The sequence below is a fragment of the Anaeromicropila populeti genome (assembly GCF_900112775.1).
Lineage (GTDB): Bacteria > Bacillota > Clostridia > Lachnospirales > Lachnospiraceae > Anaeromicropila_A > Anaeromicropila_A populeti.
This window is the reverse complement of the sequence record NZ_FOYZ01000001.1, coordinates 218,683-236,778: the sequence shown is the minus strand read 5'-3', so window position 1 is coordinate 236,778 and position 18,096 is coordinate 218,683. Positions and strand designations below refer to the sequence as shown.

General features: G+C 34.6%; 14 protein-coding genes and 1 riboswitch. Of the genes, 12 read left to right on the top strand and 2 right to left on the bottom strand.

The genetic code is table 11. From position 1 onward, the window contains the following. The first annotated feature begins 170 nt into the window (after nt 1–170). The 7 genes from BM305_RS01030 to BM305_RS01000 all read left to right on the top strand — a co-directional run bounded on the left by BM305_RS01030 (nt 171) and on the right by BM305_RS01000 (nt 7,582). Complete coding sequence (locus tag BM305_RS01030; protein WP_092558835.1) at nt 171–803, top strand: single-stranded DNA-binding protein; 633 nt, start codon at nt 171–173, stop codon at nt 801–803. Nucleotides 804–944: 141 nt separating this feature from the next. Continuing rightward, nucleotides 945–1,442: a cob(I)yrinic acid a,c-diamide adenosyltransferase gene (locus BM305_RS01025; protein WP_092558834.1), complete on the top strand. Its 498-nt coding sequence runs from the start codon at nt 945–947 to the stop codon at nt 1,440–1,442. Nucleotides 1,443–1,513: 71 nt separating this feature from the next. Next, nucleotides 1,514–1,687: riboswitch (Lysine riboswitch) on the top strand. Nucleotides 1,688–1,842: 155 nt separating this feature from the next. Further along, complete coding sequence (dapA, locus tag BM305_RS01020; protein ID WP_092558833.1) at nt 1,843–2,727, top strand: 4-hydroxy-tetrahydrodipicolinate synthase; 885 nt, start codon at nt 1,843–1,845, stop codon at nt 2,725–2,727. A 123-nt stretch (nt 2,728–2,850) separates the two neighbouring features. After that, nucleotides 2,851–3,606 carry a 4-hydroxy-tetrahydrodipicolinate reductase gene (gene dapB / locus BM305_RS01015; protein WP_092558832.1) on the top strand — a complete coding sequence of 252 codons (756 nt, stop codon included), beginning with the start codon at nt 2,851–2,853 and terminating at the stop codon, nt 3,604–3,606. 177 nt (nt 3,607–3,783) lie between these two features. Further along, a complete protein-coding gene (locus BM305_RS01010) occupies nt 3,784–4,731 on the top strand; it encodes an ABC transporter ATP-binding protein (protein ID WP_092558831.1) in 948 nt (315 codons plus the stop codon). After that, a complete protein-coding gene (locus tag BM305_RS01005) occupies nt 4,725–6,995 on the top strand; it encodes a Gldg family protein (RefSeq protein ID WP_092558830.1) in 2,271 nt (756 codons plus the stop codon). Before BM305_RS01010 ends, BM305_RS01005 begins: the two co-directional genes overlap by 7 nt. Beyond that, nucleotides 6,995–7,582, top strand: coding sequence for a DUF4340 domain-containing protein (locus BM305_RS01000; protein WP_177214484.1), 588 nt, complete (start codon nt 6,995–6,997; stop codon nt 7,580–7,582). The genes BM305_RS01005 and BM305_RS01000 overlap by 1 nt, the downstream gene beginning before the upstream one ends. A gap of 58 nt (nt 7,583–7,640) precedes the next feature. On the opposite strand, the gene BM305_RS00995 is transcribed toward BM305_RS01000, so the two are convergent. Next, complete coding sequence (locus BM305_RS00995; protein WP_092558828.1) at nt 7,641–9,032, bottom strand: NCS2 family permease; 1,392 nt, start codon at nt 9,030–9,032, stop codon at nt 7,641–7,643. A 189-nt stretch (nt 9,033–9,221) separates the two neighbouring features. Here BM305_RS00995 and BM305_RS00990 point away from each other — a divergent pair, with 189 nt between their 5' ends. Further along, nucleotides 9,222–11,075: a SpoIID/LytB domain-containing protein gene (locus BM305_RS00990; RefSeq protein WP_092558827.1), complete on the top strand. Its 1,854-nt coding sequence runs from the start codon at nt 9,222–9,224 to the stop codon at nt 11,073–11,075. Here BM305_RS00990 and BM305_RS00985 read toward each other — a convergent pair. After that, nucleotides 11,059–11,847 (bottom strand): YihY/virulence factor BrkB family protein, encoded by a 789-nt coding sequence (locus BM305_RS00985; RefSeq protein ID WP_242940429.1) that lies wholly within the window; start codon nt 11,845–11,847, stop codon nt 11,059–11,061. The two genes, BM305_RS00990 and BM305_RS00985, sit on opposite strands and share 17 nt — an antisense overlap. Nucleotides 11,848–12,318: 471 nt before the next feature. Here BM305_RS00985 and BM305_RS18865 point away from each other — a divergent pair, with 471 nt between their 5' ends. From BM305_RS18865 to BM305_RS00965, 4 genes are all read left to right on the top strand, one after another. Next, entirely contained in the window at nt 12,319–16,197 is a 3,879-nt protein-coding gene (locus BM305_RS18865; RefSeq protein WP_092558825.1) for a pectate lyase family protein, read from the top strand. A 285-nt stretch (nt 16,198–16,482) separates the two neighbouring features. Continuing rightward, a complete protein-coding gene (locus BM305_RS00975) occupies nt 16,483–16,953 on the top strand; it encodes a VanZ family protein (RefSeq protein ID WP_177214483.1) in 471 nt (156 codons plus the stop codon). Next, nucleotides 16,950–17,276 carry a DUF6142 family protein gene (locus BM305_RS00970; RefSeq protein WP_092558823.1) on the top strand — a complete coding sequence of 109 codons (327 nt, stop codon included), beginning with the start codon at nt 16,950–16,952 and terminating at the stop codon, nt 17,274–17,276. The genes BM305_RS00975 and BM305_RS00970 overlap by 4 nt, the downstream gene beginning before the upstream one ends. A gap of 118 nt (nt 17,277–17,394) precedes the next feature. Further along, nucleotides 17,395–18,096 carry a response regulator transcription factor gene (locus BM305_RS00965; RefSeq protein WP_092558822.1) on the top strand — a complete coding sequence of 234 codons (702 nt, stop codon included), beginning with the start codon at nt 17,395–17,397 and terminating at the stop codon, nt 18,094–18,096.

The window sequence follows — 18,096 nt, the reverse complement described above, 5'->3', positions numbered from 1 at the left end:
CTCCATGCTTTCTATAAGTGCAAGATTATTAACTTTCTTATTGTAACACATAAAAAGAAATTTACAAGAGTTAGTTCTAAAAAGGTGATAGGGTGCATATATATAATAATGACAATTTTTAAAATACACAATTAGCATACGCTAAAAGAAAAAGAGAGGAGTTATACATGATGACCGATAAAATTTTTGAAAACAATCAAGTTACAATTGCTGGTGAGGTTGAAAGTTTATTTCAGTACAGCCATGATGTGTTTGGGGAGGGCTTTTACATATTAGATGTAAGAGTGAATAGACTAAGTACATCAAATGATACCATTCCTCTAATGGTATCTGAGAGACTAGTTGATATTAATGAGGATTTAAGGGGGAAAAATATTGAGATAACAGGTCAATTTCGTTCTTATAACCGACATGAAGAAAATAGAAACCGTTTAATGCTTTCTGTATTTGTTCGTGAGTTGGTAGTTTGTGACGAAGAATATGTAAGTCAAAAACCAAATTACATTTTTTTAGACGGGTATATCTGTAAACAGCCAATATACCGTAAGACTCCATTAGGAAGAGAAATCGCAGATTTGTTACTTGCAGTAAATAGACCATATGGAAAGTCCGATTACATACCATGTATCTGTTGGGGCAGAAATGCCAGATACGCTGAGAAATTTCAAATTGGTGGACATATTCAAATATGGGGTAGAATCCAAAGCAGGGAATATCAAAAGAAACTAGATGAGAGTGAAGTAGAAAGAAGAGTTGCGTATGAAGTATCTGTAAGTAAGCTGGAGTATTTGGGAGATGAATAGAAAATAAAGGTAAATTAAATGAAGATAAATATTATAATAGATTTTTGCTGAAGGATATGATATAATACAAACTGTTTCATTTATTTTGAAATTACTTTATGAGAATATCTGTTAAATCAGGTACTCTTGAGGAGGCTTACAATGAATAAGAAGATTGTTCAGGTTTATTGCGGCAAAGGAAAAGGTAAAACGACAGCTGCCGTTGGACAATGCATTCGAGCAGCCAGTATGGGACATGAGGTTATTATTATCCAGTTCCTAAAAGGAAGAGATGCCGAAGAGTTTTCGTTTTTGAAAAAATTAGAGCCAGATATAAAGTTATTTCGTTTTGAAAAGGAACAGGAATATTTCTTGGATTTAACGAAAGAACAGCAAAATGAAGAGATTAAGAATATTTTAAATGGTTTCAATTTCGCTCGAAAAGTTATTGATACGGGGGAATGTGACGTTTTAGTATTAGACGAAGTATTAGGATTAATTGAGCTTGGAATTATAACCATTGATGATGTAATAAAGTTAATCCAACTGCGAGATGACTATTTTAAATTGGTTATGACTGGACATAATTTACCAGAAGAGTTAGTAGAATATGTGGATATGATTTCAGAGATTATTCCAATTAAGGAATTACAAAATTGAGGATTGACAAAAGATTTTATCAATGCTAAGATTGGTTAAAGAACAATTAAATATATTTCGAATTGTTAAATATTTGAGGTAGAGGTGCGTCTTTTAAGAGTAAAGTACCAGACATGGTCAGGCATGGAGGAAGGTATTAGAAAGGAAAAGATGCCGAAGGGAATATTAACCTGTTAAGTATTTCCTGGGCATATGATGAATAATCATATGACTGTCATCAAGCTGGATGGAGTGCTACCTAAAGGATTTTAGCCCGATTTTATTACGGAATTTTCTTTAGGAGCCCACTTTCAAGTGGGCTCCATTTACGTTAAGAAGACAACGAGTCAGGCAAATGTCTGCACGATTGACATAGAATCAGAGTAGCCTTATATCTATATAAATTAAAGGAGGTTTTATTATGGCAATTTTTACAGGTGCTGGTGTTGCATTAATTACACCGATGAAGGCAAACGGAGAGGTAAATTACGAAAAGTTAGAGGAATTAGTAGAATTTCAAGTGAAGAACAACACTGATGCAATTATTGTTTGTGGTACAACAGGAGAGTGCGCAACTTTATCAGAAGAAGAACATGCAGAAGTCGTGAAGGCATGTGTAAATTTTACGAAAAAGAGGATTCCTGTTATTGCAGGAACAGGTAATAATTGTGCCAAGACAGCAGTTGAACTTTCGGTTCTGGCAGAAAAAGATGGAGCAGATGGATTGCTGGTTGTTACACCATATTACAACAAGGCAACACAAAATGGATTAATTGCATATTTTAAAGCAATTGCAGATGCAGTGAAGATTCCTGTAATTCCATATAATGTACCAGTTAGAACAGGGTGTAACCTATTACCTGGGACACTTGCAAAGTTATATCATGAAGTTGACAATATTGTAGGTGTGAAGGAAGCAACAGGGGATGTATCGCAAGTTGCACAGATTATGAATCTGACAGATGGGAAAATCGATTTGTATTCTGGTAACGATGATCAAATACTGCCAATTCTTTCACTTGGCGGAAAAGGTGTAATATCTGTTTTATCCAATGTTCTACCAAAGGAAACACATGACATAGTAGAGAGATTTTTTAATGGTGATTTCCAGGGCAGTCTGGAACAGCAATTAAAATATATACCATTTATCAAGGCACTATTTAGTGAAGTTAGTCCTATTCCAGTTAAAAAAGCTATGAATCTGATGGGAATGGAGGTAGGTGGCTTACGTTTACCACTGACAGAAATGGAAGAAGCAACGAAAAATGTAATGGAAGCTGAAATGAAGAGGCTTGGAATTATCTAAACGGATAAAAAGGTTGGAAGAAAATATAATGAGAAAGGTCTGCCATATAATGATTCTTTCAACCTGTATAAATATGGCAGTATTATATCTGTAACCAGATGTAATATGCAGATGGTGTAAAAAATGACAAGAATTATAATGCACGGTTGTAATGGGGCTATGGGTCAAGTCATTTCTGGCATTGTACAAAAAGATGAATTTGCCAGTATTGTTGCAGGAGTTGATATTGTAGATAATAGAGATAATGGTTACCCAGTATTTTCTTCTATAGAAAAATGTGAGATAGAAGCAGATGTTATTATTGATTTTGCATCTCCAAAGGCAAATGACAAGCTTTTAGAGTATGGAATTAATAAAAATATTCCGATTGTCTTGTGTACAACAGGACTTTCTGAAGAACAGATTCAGAATATTAAAAAAGCCAGCAGCAAGGTAGCAATTTTTAAGTCTGCAAATATGTCTTTGGGAATCACAATATTAAGTAAATTGTTACAAAAAGCGGCAACTGCATTGGCGGCCGCAGATTTTGACATAGAAATTGTTGAAAGACATCATAATCAGAAAGTAGATGCACCATCAGGAACAGCATTGCTTTTGGCAGATTCTATTAATGAAGCTTTGAACCAGGAATATAATTATGTTTATGACCGTTCTGGAGTAAGAGAAAAAAGAACAAAAAAAGAGATTGGTATTTCAGCAATACGGGGTGGAACAATCGTTGGCGAGCACGAAGTGATTTTTGCAGGAACAGATGAGGTAATTGAATTTAAACATACGGCCTATTCAAAAGCTGTTTTTGCAAAAGGTGCCGTAGAAGCCGCCAAATTTTTAGCTGGACAAGAACCAGGTCTGTATGATATGAGTGATGTAGTAGGATAACAATAAATAAAAATTGATTCTCTCCATAAGCAAGAAATTGTTTATGGAGTTTTTTTTATTTGAAGAAAATTCTAATTTTGAAAATTCTGTGAACACAAAATATTTCATAATTTGTACACAATATTTTGATATTCTGCAAGTAGAATTAAAATGTAATAGTTATTAGGAGGGAAGATAATGATCGAAGTAACTAACCTGGTGAAAAAGTATGATAACTATATAGCGGTTGATCAGCTATCCTTTACACTGGAAAAAGGTAAAATTCTTGGATTTCTAGGTCCGAATGGTGCAGGTAAATCAACTACAATGAATATGATTACAGGATATATAGCTCCTACGGAGGGAACTATCAGGGTAAATGGTTATGAAATTACGGAAGAACCAGAGATTGTAAAACAGTCAATAGGATATTTGCCGGAAATTCCGCCAATTTATCCAGAAATGAAAGTAAAGGAATATTTGGAATTTGTAGCGGATTTAAAGGGTGTTAAAAAAACAGATAAAATAGAAATGATTCATGAAATTGAAGAAATGACTGGATTGACAGAGGTTCAGGAACGTTTGATTAGATATTTATCAAAAGGATTTAAGCAGAGGGTTGGTTTAGCAGGAGCAATCATGGGGTATCCAGAGCTGATTATTTTGGATGAACCTACAGTTGGTTTAGATCCTGTGCAGATTATTGAAATTAGAGATTTGATTAAAAAACTAAGTGAAAAGCATACGATTATTTTAAGCTCCCACATACTTTCAGAGGTAAGTGCGGTGTGTGATGAAGTAATGATTATAAATAAAGGAAGGTTTGTAGTGCGTGACACGCCAGATAACCTAGTAAAACAGCAGAAGGGAGCGACAGGTATTGAGTTAAGCGTAAAGGCATCAAAAGAAGCAGTGGAGCAGATTATAACTGAAATAGAAGAAATTCAGGAAATTAAATTTATTGAAAAAGAGACTAGTGAATTGGTACATTGCAAAATTTTTTATTCAGAAGAGGAAGAGCTTAGAGAAAAAATATTTTATGCGTTTGCAAAAGCAGAGTGTCCGATTTATGAAATGAAGGGTATTTCTACTTCCCTAGAAGAGATATTCCTGCAATTAACAAAGGAGGCAGAAGACTTATGTTAGCGATATATAAAAAGGAATTGAGATCATATTTCCATTCTATGATAGGATATGTGTTTATCGCATTCTTTTTGGCGATTGTAGGAATATATTTTTATGCATATAACATGGTGTATGGACTTGCAAATTTTGAATATGTTTTAAATACAATTAATTTTTTGTACATTATTCTGGTGCCGATATTAACTATGAAATTAATGGCAGAAGAAAAAAGGCAAAAGACAGATCAGCTGTTATTTACGTCTCCTGTTTCAATCTATAAAATCATTTTAGGAAAATATCTTGCAGTAATAACATTATTTTTAGTCTGCATTATGGTTACTTGTACTTATCCATTGATTTTAAGTCTTTATGGAACTGTTTCGTTTGGAACCGCATATGCAAGTATTCTTGGGTTTACGTTAATGGGAGCAGCTTACATTGCAATTGGTTTGTTCATTTCGATTTTAACAGAGAGCCAGGTGATTGCGGCAGTAGTAACCTTTCTCGTTATGCTGCTGACATACTTAATGACTGGAATAGCCAGTATGCTGCCAAGCGACAAATTATCATGTTTGATTATGATATCCATTCTGGCAGTGCTATTCTGCTATATAATCTATTTAACAATGCGAAAAATAAAAATTTCTATTGGTCTTTTTGTGGGGATTGAGGCAGTGCTTGTTATAGTATACCGAATAAAACCAGAATTATTTGATAATCTGCTGGTGAAGGTACTAAGTTGGTTTTCTGTAATGGATCGATATGAGAATTTTTCACTGGGCATATTCGATATGACTGCAATTGTTTATTATATTAGTGTAGCAGTTTTATTTGTTGTTTTAGCAGTGTTGTTTACAAAACAATCTTTATGTGACAAACGAAATATTGCTGGTTTGTATAGAACAGGTGTAATGGTTTTTGTAACCGTTACAGCCATTTTAATCAACATGGCTTTCAGCGTGCTTGACTTAACCTTTGATTTAAGCAAAAATGGACTTTATTCGATTTCAGATGCAACAATTGATTTAGTAAAAGGATTAGAGGATGATATTACTATTTATTATGTTGTTCAAGATGGAAGTGAGGATAGCTTAATCGAGAAAATTGTAAGTAAGTACGAAAAGACTGGTGAAAAAATTAATGTTGTAAAAAAAGATCCAGTATTGTATCCTGCCTTTTGTGCCCAATATACAAGTGAAGATGTGAGTAACAACAGCTTAATTGTAGTAAATAATACGACAGGTGTCTCCAGATATTTACCATCAGAAGAATTATATATTACTGATATTGATTATTCCAGCTATCAGTCGTATCACTCTGGAATAGACGTGGAAGGCCAGCTGACTTCTGCCATTTCCTATGTAACAAGTAACGAACTTCCTAAAATATATACTGTTACAGGGCATGGAGAAACGGCACTAAATGAAATGGTGATTAAGTCCATTGAAAAGCAGAATGTTACGACAGAAGAGTTATCTACCCTGACTGCTGAAAGTATACCAGATGATTGCAGCTTGCTTCTTATTAATGGTCCAGTATATGATTTTCAGGAGTCAGAAATATCTATTATAAAAGATTATATGGAAAATGGGGGAAAAGCAATTATATTTACATCCTATACCACAGAAAAAATGGATGTATTCTATGAATTTTTGGGAAATTACGGAGTGGAAACGGTTGAAGGAATTGTAGTCGAAGGAGCAGGCTATTATATGAATAATATGCCAACCTATTTGGTACCTGATTATGTCAGCCATGAAGTTACAGCTACAGCCGAGGCAGAAGGAAAATATGCAGTAATTCCTTACGCACAGGGGCTTACGATTCAAAGTGAGTTAAGAGATACACTTTCGGTAGTTTCTTTCTTAGATACATCACCAGATTCATTCTCAAAGGTGGATGTAAATTCTAATACCATTGAAATGGAGGATGGAGACATCAAAGGACCCTTTAGTCTTGGAGTTGCAGTGACTGAAACACTGGATGCAGAGGAAGGTGAAGAGGCAAAAGAAGCCAAGCTAATCATTATGTCAACTCCGTATGTAATTGATTCTAATATTGTAGCCACTAATCAATTTGGTAATTTAAATATATTAAATGACAGTATTTCATGGATGACAGAAGTGAAAGCTGGTATTAGTATTCCTTCTAAAAGTTTTGATGAAAACTATATTACGATAGCAGGAAACATGGCTAATTTATGGGGAGCTGTTCTTGTATTCATTATCCCTGGAGCAATTTTAATTGTTGGGGTTGTAGTATGGGTAAAAAGGAGGAAATGTTAGTGAGCAGGAAGGAAAAAAAGGAAGTCAGAATTATCGTGACCTTATTTCTATTTATGATAATTGCGGTATTGGGATATATTGCCGTTTTGAATTATAGTAATAAGAAGAAGGAAAGGGAAACTTCTGTTGAAACAATCACATTAATGACAGTAGATAGTGAATCAGCAGTAGAAGTAAAGCTTGAAAATGAAAATGGAACGCTGGAATTTGTAAAGAAAGATGAAATGTGGAAAAAGGCAGACGACGAAAAGTTTGTTGTGAATGAAACAGAAATAAACAATATTATCTCGGCACTTTCTACTGTTACTGCAAATAAGCTTATACTGGATCGGAACGATTCTCTAGGGGAATACGGATTAGACAACCCAGCAGCAACAGCAACCCTGACGTTAGAGAATGGTACCTGTGTGGTATTAGAACTAGGAAGTGCAATACCTATTGAAGGGGGATACTATGGAATGCTAGATGATGGTGATGCGGTATATAGTTTTGATGAATCAACCTATCTTTCGCTATTTGACGGCGAAGAGAATCTGAAGGCTGAAGAAGTGGAGGCTACAGAAGAAGTAAAAGCTACAGAAGAATAGAGTTTATAAGAATGTCTTACAAAGGATCTGATATCCCTTGTAAGACATTTTGATTGCGTTACAGTAAACAGTATTTTAATACAAACAAAATTGCTAAAATGATCATCAAAAGACTAATTTTCTTTTCTTTAAATTTGCCACAAAGCACGTTAATGAGCACATAAGAAATAATACCTAAAGAGATACCTTCTGATATACTATACATAAATGGCATTGCAATGATACAAATAAATGCTGGAATACCTTCGGTCATGTCCTCGAAATTTATTTTTACCACACTACCCATCATATAAAAACCGACTACAATAAGAGCTGGTGCAGTTGCAAATGAAGGAATTGCAATAAATACTGGGGATAAGAATACTGAAATACCAAAGAGCAGGGCTGTTACGACAGCAGTTAAACCAGTACGGCCGCCTTCCGATACGCCGGTAGCACTTTCAACATAAGTGGTAGTTGTAGAAGTTCCCAATAGCGCACCAGCAGTAGTAGCAATTGCATCTGCCAGTAAAGCACCTTTTATTTTTGGCAATTTACCGTCTTTATCAAGCATGTTTGCTTTGGAGGAAACACCAATTAAGGTTCCTAACGTATCAAACATATCAACAAAAAGGAAAGAGAATATGATTACAACGAAGTCCATAGATAGAATATTTTTAAAATCAACTTTAAAAGCAACATCACCGAGTGCGTCTAGATGTAATCCACCTGAGAAATCAGGAATCATACTATAGTAACGCGCATCGATATCAACCACATAAATTCCAGTTAGTTCACAAATAATTCCTAGAACCCAGGTAATTAGTATTCCAATTAAAATACCTCCCTTTACTCTTTTTACTAAAAGAATGGACGTAATTAGGACACCAAACAATGCCAAAATAACGCCAATTCCAGTTGTATGAAAGGTTTCCTTTGAAAAAGAATAGAGGGCAACCAGTACATTTTGATCACCGATTACAATATGAGCATTCTGCAATCCGATAAATGCAATAAACAGTCCTATACCGCAGCTAACGGCATACTTAAGTGTCTGGGGTATAGAATTAAAAATTGCTTCTCGTACATTTGTCAAAGATAATAAAATAAATATGATACCTTCTACAAAAACGGCTGTTAATGCCACTTTCCAGGAGTATCCATATCGAATTACAACTGTGTAACTAAATAAAGCATTCAGTCCCATACCAGGAGCTAGCGCAAAGGGATAATTTGCTAAAAACGCCATTAATAAAGTTCCAATAAACGATGCAAGTGCAGTTGCTAGAAAAACGCCTCTTGGGTTCATCTGGGCGTCTGCCGGCAGTTGTAAAATGTCATTAAATGCAGTCATGGTAGTTGGATTGACTGCTAAAATATAGGCCATTGTCATGAATGTGGTAATTCCGGCCAGAATTTCTGTTTTTACAGTAGTATTATGCTCTTTTAATTTAAATAACTGTTCTAACATTTGAATCCTCCTCAGTGAGTAAATTTATGGTTATGATACCAAAATGAGTGTAGCAAAAAAAAAATTAATAGTCAATGATAATATTGATTTTACAAGCATATCGTGTTATTTTATGTGGGACAACATATTATTTGTACTTGTCTAATATAATACACTATAACAATTACATATAGAAAAGGGAGGGACAAGGTGAAAAAGAAAAGAAAAGTATTTTTTTTACTATTCAGTCTGCTTATTTTAACAGGAATTTATGCCAGAGCTGTATTTACTAATCTGGAAAGTACCGGACCAGATGAAGTAACAGAAAGTCCAGAGAGTCCAAAGGAGCCAGAAGAAACAGTTCTTTATAATGCATGGATTTTAACAGGAAGGGATCAGGAAGTAAAGGTGTTTTATAAAGGGAGTGAATATACATATTCTGCAACCAAGATGATTAGCAAGGAGATTAAGGAGACAATTGGAGATGTTTATTTAAAAGATGGGAAGGTGGAAGAAATTCAATTAAAGCCTGAAGTAATTGAAGGCAGGGTATTAACTACAAAATCAGATTATATTGAAGTTGAAACGAAAGAGGATACAAAAAAACTACCTCTTTCGGAACAGTTTGTTATCTATAAAATGGGAAAAGAACTTACGATGGAAAACGCAAATGCAATATTAGTGGGATATAGTAACACCCGTTTCATTGTAGCAGGTGGACAGGTATGTGCTGCCCTAATTGAAGGAGATGTTGTTGCAAAAAACATCAGGGTATTAATCAGTACAACAGATTATGAAGGTCCATTACACGATTCAGTAACAATTACCTCTACCTCTAAATTCAAAATAATTATGGGAGAGAAAGAAAAAACGTATGCAGCCAAGAAAAAAATTGTTTTAGATAAGGATAGTCCTCTCCTGAAAGAGGGAAGAATTAAAATTATGTCTAGTGAAGAGAATGGAAAAATTAAAATTTCTTCCATTAAACGGGCAGATGGCGCACCATCATACAGGGGAATTTTGGAAGTTTCGGTAGAAGAGGGAAAACTAGTTGTAGTAAATGAACTTTCATTGGAGGAATATTTATACAGTGTAATTCCAAGTGAAATGCCTGCTTCCTATGGGTTGGAGGCATTGAAAGTACAGGCAGTTTGTGCAAGAACTTACGCGTATAATCAACTGATGGAAAATAGATATGGGGAATATGGGGCCCATGTAGATGATAGTGTTTCTTCCCAGGTATATAATAATATCTTTGAGTCAGATGTATGCACTCAGGCAGTGAAAGAAACGTATGGGCAGGTAATGACCTATGAAGGGGAAATTATTGCAACCTATTATTTCTCAACCTCCTGCGGTTATACTGCTAGTGCTCAGGAAGTATGGCTGAATACTGTGGAAGTACCTTATCTCCAGGGAACCCTGCAATGTGAAAAAGAAGAAAGTGATACAGAAAGTGCAGACTTGTCAAATGAAGAAACATTTCACGATTTTCTGGAAAATGAAAATCTGGAAACCTATGATGCAGAATTTCCATGGTATCGATGGAAAACTACTGTAAGCGGAAAGGAACTTACTGATGCAATAGATAAAAACCTGCAAGCAAGGTATGAAGTAAATCCAAGTCTAATATTAAAAAAAGATAAAAGTGGTAAGTTTGTAAGTGCTTTCATTCAATCAATTGGAATGCTAGAAGAAATAGAAATTGCAAACAGAACAAAGAGTGGGTTGGTAAATGAGGTGATTCTACAAGGTTCTGAGGCAACTATTAAGGTTCTGTCTGAGTATAACATCAGATTATTGTTAGCACCATTAAATAGCAAGATTACAAGAAAAGACAATTCTATAATAGATGGAATGAAAATGCTTCCAAGTGCTTTTTTCTATGTGACAAAAAAGTCAAAGAACAATTCAACAAATTTCACATTTTATGGAGGAGGCTATGGACATGGAGTTGGTATGAGCCAAAATGGTGCTAAAGCAATGGTAGAGCAAGGTAAAAGTTATGAAGAAGTATTGGCTCATTACTACCATGACATGGAAATGTCTAATCTTTATCTGTAAGCACTTTCAGCCAGACGTTAACTGCACCGCCAATAAATAAAATATACATGCAGGCATAGAGCCAAAGCATTAATAAAACGATAGCTGTTAAGCTTCCGTAGGTGTAGGAAAAGTTACTTAAGTGCTCGATATAATAGGAATAGAGATAGGAAAAAATAAGCCATCCTGCTGCGGACAAAATTGCACCTGGTAGTTCGTTTAGTAGTTTGGATTTTCGATCTGGAACAAACAGATACAGAGCCAGGAAAAAAGTGACTAACACTAGCATAATAACAATCGTGCGGAGGCTTATAATAACTAAAGCCAGTTCCTCCAATTTTGGAAGCCTGTGCTGAATCCATAGAAAGAGGCTGTTTCCAAATACGAGAAAGCACATAGATAATATGAGCATGATGGCAAAATTCAATGTATAAAAAGTTGAAACCAGCCTTAGTTTGAAATAGTTTCTAGTTTCGTGGATGCCATATACACTGTTTAGTCCGCGAATAACGGCAAGAAACCCCCTGGATGCAGACCATAGAGCAGTAATTGCAGTAATAGAAATAATAGTTCCAGAGGCTTTATCATATATTTCTGTAATTATAGAAATTACAGTAGCATTTATTGCGGGGGGGATATATTCTGCAACTAAAGAAAGCAATGTGCTTTCAGTAAATGGAAGGTACTGGATTAAAGTAAGCAAAAACATAGCAAAAGGAAAAGCAGAGATGATAATGAAGAAGGCAGCTTGTGCAGAGAAGCTTGACACATAATCATCTCTTAATTTATGCATAAAAGCTAATAGTTTTCTGTATAGGGATAATATTTTCATATATAAATTCCTTTCTTAAAAACATTCGAATTACATTATAATAGTATATGCTTTTTTGAATTGCAATAGTCAGAATATACAACTAATAGAACAACTATTACAAGTAAATGTATAGTTTGCACAAAAAATATAGTTAAAAATTAGTTCTTTTGATGATTGTAAGTACTTACAAAACAGTATATTATAGTATTATAAAAAAAATGTTAAGATTTCATTAAGTACATATTTTTTAGTCGAAAAAAACACATATGAAGGACATATTTAGTAGAAAGTAGGCTTATCAAATTTTAATTTATGAATGGAAGGAGGAGGGAAAACGTTCTTTAATAAGATTTGTAAGCTTATTTATATATTCAAAGTTATTTTATATTTTTACTAATGAGATAAACAGTAGAATAAGTCACTTATTTTTTATTATTATAGGAGGTAAATATGTGTGCAAAAAAAGTAAATAGGAAAATATCAATACTATTAGTCTGCGTATTAGTACTTACAATGATACTACCACAAAATATGGTATCACAGGTTGTAAAGGCAGCAGATTTAACTGGTTTCGACATGGAAGGTTTGGCACAGGCTACTAACGTTACAGGCGGAGGAGTAATTAGTGAGAGTTCTTCAAACTACATAAAAGTTAGTACAGCAGAAGAATTTCTGGCAGCAATTAATAAGAAAGATCCTAGTACAAATAAAGTATGGGATGGGCCTAGAGTCATTGAATTAACAGCAGATATTGATTTAGGGTATAATTTATTATCAGACACAGCTAAATCTTACAATGTAAGTGCAGCAAATACACCAAAAACACATCCAACATTATTGCAAACAGGTGTATCGAAGGTATATATTCAAGAAAGAAGTAATTTGACAATTTTTTCAAAGAATGGTGCTAAGATTAAGCATGCTTGTTTTACAGTGAAAGGTGAAACAAACAATTTAATTATTAGAAACATTGAATTTGATGAAATTTGGGAATGGGATGACGGTGGTTCCTATGATAGCAATGACTGGGATTATTTCACTATCGAAGGTGCAAGCTATAATATATGGATTGATCACTGTACATTTCATAAAGCATACGATGGTATGATTGATATTAAGAAAGCATCTCATGACATTACCGTTTCCTGGTGTTCTTTTTTACCTGGAAGCAAAGATGATGCATTCTTTATGACTATGATGAATTATCTTGAAAACAATCAATCAAGTTTTAGTAACTATAAAGCAGCAAGAAATGCTGGGGTATCATTTGATGAAATGTGTACATATGCAGCAGCTCAAAAAAAGACTCATTTGATTGGTCATTCTGACAGTGACAGCACAATGAGTCAATTAAGTGCTACATTTGCAAACAATTATTATAAAGAACAAACAGATCGTCTGCCAAGATTACGTGGTGGTAAAGTACATGTTTACAATTGTATTATGGATTGTACTGACACATGGAATTTGAAAAATTCTTTGTCTAGCCGTGGAATTTCCATGCCAAGTAATTTGAAAATTGTAAGCAATGGTGCTATTTCAGCTTGTGGTGGTTCTATTTTACTAGAGAACTGTGATATTAAAAATATTAACATTCCTTTAAGAAATAACAACACAGATCCAGATGATTCTTCTTTAACTGGAAAAATAGCAGCACTTAATACAAGGTATACTATAAATAATATTAGTCGTTCATGGAGTGAATATTCAAGTGTAATACCACAATCCTATACAGGAACATATTCTTTTACAGGTAATAGTTCCGATAGTGGAACATTATTATGTCCGTGGCCATGTACACCATTAGCATTTGACGTAAATGCATTTAAATCAAGTTTAGGATATTCTTATAATGTATATCCAGCATCAACATTAGAAAGTGTACAAAGTGGACGGGTAGGAGCAGGTACTATAAGTATGACTGCTACAGAGTGGATGCAGACAAGTTATGGTTCCGGCAGTATTACACCAACTGTTGCTCCAACTCAAACGGTATCGCCAACACCAGTAGTAACACCAACACCAGTAGTAGTAACTCCGACACCAGTAGTGGTAACACCAACACCAGTAGTGGTAACACCAACACCAGTAAACGGAAATGCAATTGAATTAACTACAAGTGGAAGCAGTTGGACTGGTGGATACAATTTGAATGTGGCAATAAAGAATGTAATGAGTTCAAGTATTACAGACTGGAAATTACTATTAAGTACTTCGGATATTACAATTAATAGTATTTGGTGTGCAAAGGTAAGTACATCTGGAAGCACAATTACGATTACACCAGAAAGCTATACTCAGTCCATTGGATCTGGGCAAAGTGTAAGCTTTGGACTTAATGGTACAGGTACAATGCCAAATAGTTTAAATTATACATTTAAATATGTAGTAAATGGTGTGGAATATACGTATACAAGTGGTGGAACAGCAACAACACCAACACCAGTAGTAACACCAACGCCAGTAGTAGTAACACCAACACCAGTAGTAGTAACACCAACACCAGTAGTAGTAACACCAACACCAGTGGTAGTAACACCAACACCAACGTCAGCAGCAGTTTTAGAGTTAAATGTATCAACTGATATAGCGGCAGGAACGTATTCTTCCGATTTCACTGTAAAAGGATTTACTTTTATTACAGGTGGATCAAGCTGGACGGTAGATTCAAGTACAAAAACATTAAACGGTGTAACCTTTACGCAGCGTGCAAAATCAGGCGGTAAGGGCACAACTACTAAGAGAGCAGTTAAGTTTACAGCAGCAAGTTCAGGAACTTTAACAGTATATGCGATGAGTGGAGGAAGTACTGATCGTAGAATTACGTTAAGTTATAATGGAACAGATTTACAGAGTGAAACAACTGTGGCAAGTGTATTAAAGGAATTTACATTTAATCTTCCACAAGCAGGAACTTATGTTATTTATCCACCAGATGACAATATTGGTATTTTCTATATGAAGGTTACGTCAGGAACTGCTATAGTAACGCCAACACCAGTAGTGACGCCAACACCAGTAGTGACGCCAACACCAGTGGTGACACCAACACCAGTGGTAACGCCAACACCAGTGGTAACGCCAACACCAGTAGTAACAACTGGAGATATTTTTGTTTCTCCAAATGGAACTGGAAATGGTACGCAAAACAGTCCTACTAATATTGAAGCGGCAATTTCATCAATAAGTGCAGGTGGAACAATTTATTGTTTGGCAGGAACCTATACATCAGCTTCACAGCTGACAATACCTTATGGTAACAATGGTTCATCAGGAAAATATAAAACAATCAAGCCTTACAATAATGCAAAAGTAGTATTTAATTTTTCATCACAAACTTATGGAGATACAGCAACAAATGCAAGAGGAATTCAACTAGAAGGAAACTATTGGCATATTTATGGAATTGAAGTGACAGGTGCAGCGGATAATGGAATATTTGTTGCAGGAAATTATAATACAATTGAAATGTGTAAGATTTATGCAAACAGAGATACTGGTCTGCAAATCAGCCGTCGTAATTCCAGTTTATCAAGTATGTCTGACTGGCCAGCATACAATACAATTAAAAACTGTACATCATTTAATAACATGGATCCAGCAACAGGAGAAAATGCAGATGGTTTTGCTGCTAAATTAACATGTGGTCAAGGAAATGTATTCGATGGTTGTATTTCTTACAACAATGTAGATGATGGTTGGGATTTATATGCAAAGACAGCAACAGGTCCAATTGGTGTAGTAACAATCAAAAACTGCATTGCCTTTAGAAATGGTTCTACTTCAACAGGTGTGTTTACAGATAATAGTGATGGAAATGGTTTCAAATTAGGTGGCTCAGGTGTAGGAACAGCTCATGTTATTACAAACTGTATTGCTTTTGAAAACAAGAATCATGGTTTTACTGATAACAACAACCCAACTGCATTAAAGGTATCAAATTGTACATCATTTAACAACAGCCGTGCAGATGGAGGAAAAGCAAACTTCCAGTTTAACAGAGCAGGAAGTGGAGCAGCTTATAGTAACTGCATCGGCTTCAGTACAAATACAATTGCAAGCGACAAGTTTATTGGAACTATTAGCAATTCCCTTTACTATAACAGCTCAAAGTATTATTTAGTTACAAGTGCTACAACAATTAATAATACAAAAGTTGGCACAGCTGTAACAGCACCAACAGCTTCTGATTTCGCATCAATTAGTACACCAGCTTTAGGAGCAGATGTACATACGTTGTGGAGAAATGCAGATGGTTCCATTAATGTAGGTAATTTCTTAAAAATTACAAACTCAACATATAGCGGATTCGGAGCAGATTTAAATTAATTATAACATTTATGTTTTTGGAGAAGGTATAAATGTTGGAAAAACTATTTGATTACAAAAGTATATGGGGTACTAGTGTAACGGAATAGGAGTATTACAAAGAGGAGAGTTTCAACTACTGCAATTTTTATATTAAAGCAGATGTTGAAACTCTTTTTCTTACTAAACTATGTTAACAGTCACAACTACTGGAGAGATATAAAAAAGTGTCCTTTTTCCTCTTTACGACTTGAAAGGAATCGTTTATAATAAATAAAGATTTACAGGAACTGTAGGAGAGGCACATTGGAAAAGCAAAATAAAATTATTATCAAAAATATTTCAAGGGTATTGTTTGTGATTTATATTATAACTCTTTTATATTTTTTGTTTTTTAGTGAAGGATTTAATCGAAGCGAAATAACATTAGAGTATCGATATAATTTGGAATTCTTAAAAGAGGTAAAACGTTCTTTTTGGTGTTTAAGAGCAGGTAATACCTCTTATTTTGTCATTAATTTTTTAGGTAACATTGCTGCGTTTGTTCCTTTTGGCTTTGCAGTCCCATTAATAGGAAAGAAGAAGAATTTTTTTTATGTATTATTCTTGACAATAGAATTTACTATATTTGTAGAACTGCTCCAGCTTGTTCTTCGGGTTGGAAGCTTTGATGTAGATGATATTTTTTTGAATACCCTAGGTGGCATACTAGGATATATTATTTTTTTTGCAGCAAAATTGTTGTTTGGTAAGCACGAGAAAGGTGGCAGAAAATGAGAAAGAAGAAATCAGGTAGTTACACATTTTCAGACCGGGTTCATCCGGTTCAGGGTATCATATCTGCTGGAGTTGGTGGAAGTACAATTATTGCTATGCTAGTACTATTTTTTCTGTCAAGCCGCTCAGGTGGGAATGGTGGAATTGAGCTGGGAGTTCTGGGAGTGTTGTTTTTTGTGCTTTCTTCAGCTGGTTTGATATTGGCGGTTCTGGCTTTAAAAAGAGATGAGATACATTACCGTTTTCCTCTATTAGGATTAGTATGGAATGGAATTATGGTAATTATATATTTTTTATTATATATAGTAGGAGCAGTCCAGTAGAAATGGGCATGAAAGTGTAATACAAAAGCCAAATAGTTAAATAAATTAAGGATTTTGTAAGGATTAATAAAATTTTGTATGATACTATTAATAAAGTAGACAGGTTGGGAGAAGATACATGGATAACGAGAAAATCTTAGTTGTTGATGATGATAAAGAGATAGCTGATTTAGTTGAAATACATTTGGTAAGTGATGGATTTCAGGTTGAAAAAGCGTATTCTGCAAGTGAAGGTTTAAAAATTCTAGAGGAATCAAAGATTAAACTGGTAATCTTGGATATTATGATGCCGGGTATGGATGGTTTAATGATGTGCCGAAAGATTAGGGAAGGAAGTACAGTGCCTATTATTTTTTTAAGTGCTAAATCAACAGATTTGGATAAAATTATTGGATTAGGTGCTGGTGCAGATGATTATGTGATAAAGCCTTTTAATCCTTTAGAATTAATGGCAAGAGTGAAATCCCAGCTGAGAAGGTATACGGAATTAAATCCTAATACAATAGAAAGAGACAGGGAAACAGAACTGCATTTAGAGAATTTAGTGATTCATAAAGAAAATCACGCTGTTACGGCATATGGAAGAGAAGTAAAACTGACACCGATTGAATTTGAGATTTTATATTTACTGGCCTCTAATCGTGGTCGTGTTTTTAGTACAGACGAGATATTCGAGAGGGTTTGGAATGAAAAAATGTTTGAAGCAAATAATACCGTTATGGTACATATCAGACGTATTCGCGAGAAGATTGAAGTTGATTCCAGAAATGCAAAGATTATAAAAACAGTTTGGGGAGTGGGTTATAAAATTGACAAATAA

Bases quoted from the DNA above. Each gene is read 5' to 3' on its own strand.
- BM305_RS01030 (WP_092558835.1), top strand. From the start codon at position 171: ATGACCGATAAAATTTTTGAAAACAATCAAGTTACAATTGCTGGTGAG.
- BM305_RS01025 (WP_092558834.1), top strand. From the start codon at position 945: ATGAATAAGAAGATTGTTCAGGTTTATTGCGGCAAAGGAAAAGGTAAA.
- dapA (WP_092558833.1), top strand. From the start codon at position 1,843: ATGGCAATTTTTACAGGTGCTGGTGTTGCATTAATTACACCGATGAAG.
- dapB (WP_092558832.1), top strand. From the start codon at position 2,851: ATGACAAGAATTATAATGCACGGTTGTAATGGGGCTATGGGTCAAGTC.
- BM305_RS01010 (WP_092558831.1), top strand. From the start codon at position 3,784: ATGATCGAAGTAACTAACCTGGTGAAAAAGTATGATAACTATATAGCG.
- BM305_RS01005 (WP_092558830.1), top strand. From the start codon at position 4,725: ATGTTAGCGATATATAAAAAGGAATTGAGATCATATTTCCATTCTATG.
- BM305_RS00995 (WP_092558828.1), bottom strand. From the start codon at position 9,032: ATGTTAGAACAGTTATTTAAATTAAAAGAGCATAATACTACTGTAAAA.
- BM305_RS00985 (WP_242940429.1), bottom strand. From the start codon at position 11,847: ATGCATAAATTAAGAGATGATTATGTGTCAAGCTTCTCTGCACAAGCT.
- BM305_RS18865 (WP_092558825.1), top strand. From the start codon at position 12,319: ATGTGTGCAAAAAAAGTAAATAGGAAAATATCAATACTATTAGTCTGC.
- BM305_RS00970 (WP_092558823.1), top strand. From the start codon at position 16,950: ATGAGAAAGAAGAAATCAGGTAGTTACACATTTTCAGACCGGGTTCAT.
- BM305_RS00965 (WP_092558822.1), top strand. From the start codon at position 17,395: ATGGATAACGAGAAAATCTTAGTTGTTGATGATGATAAAGAGATAGCT.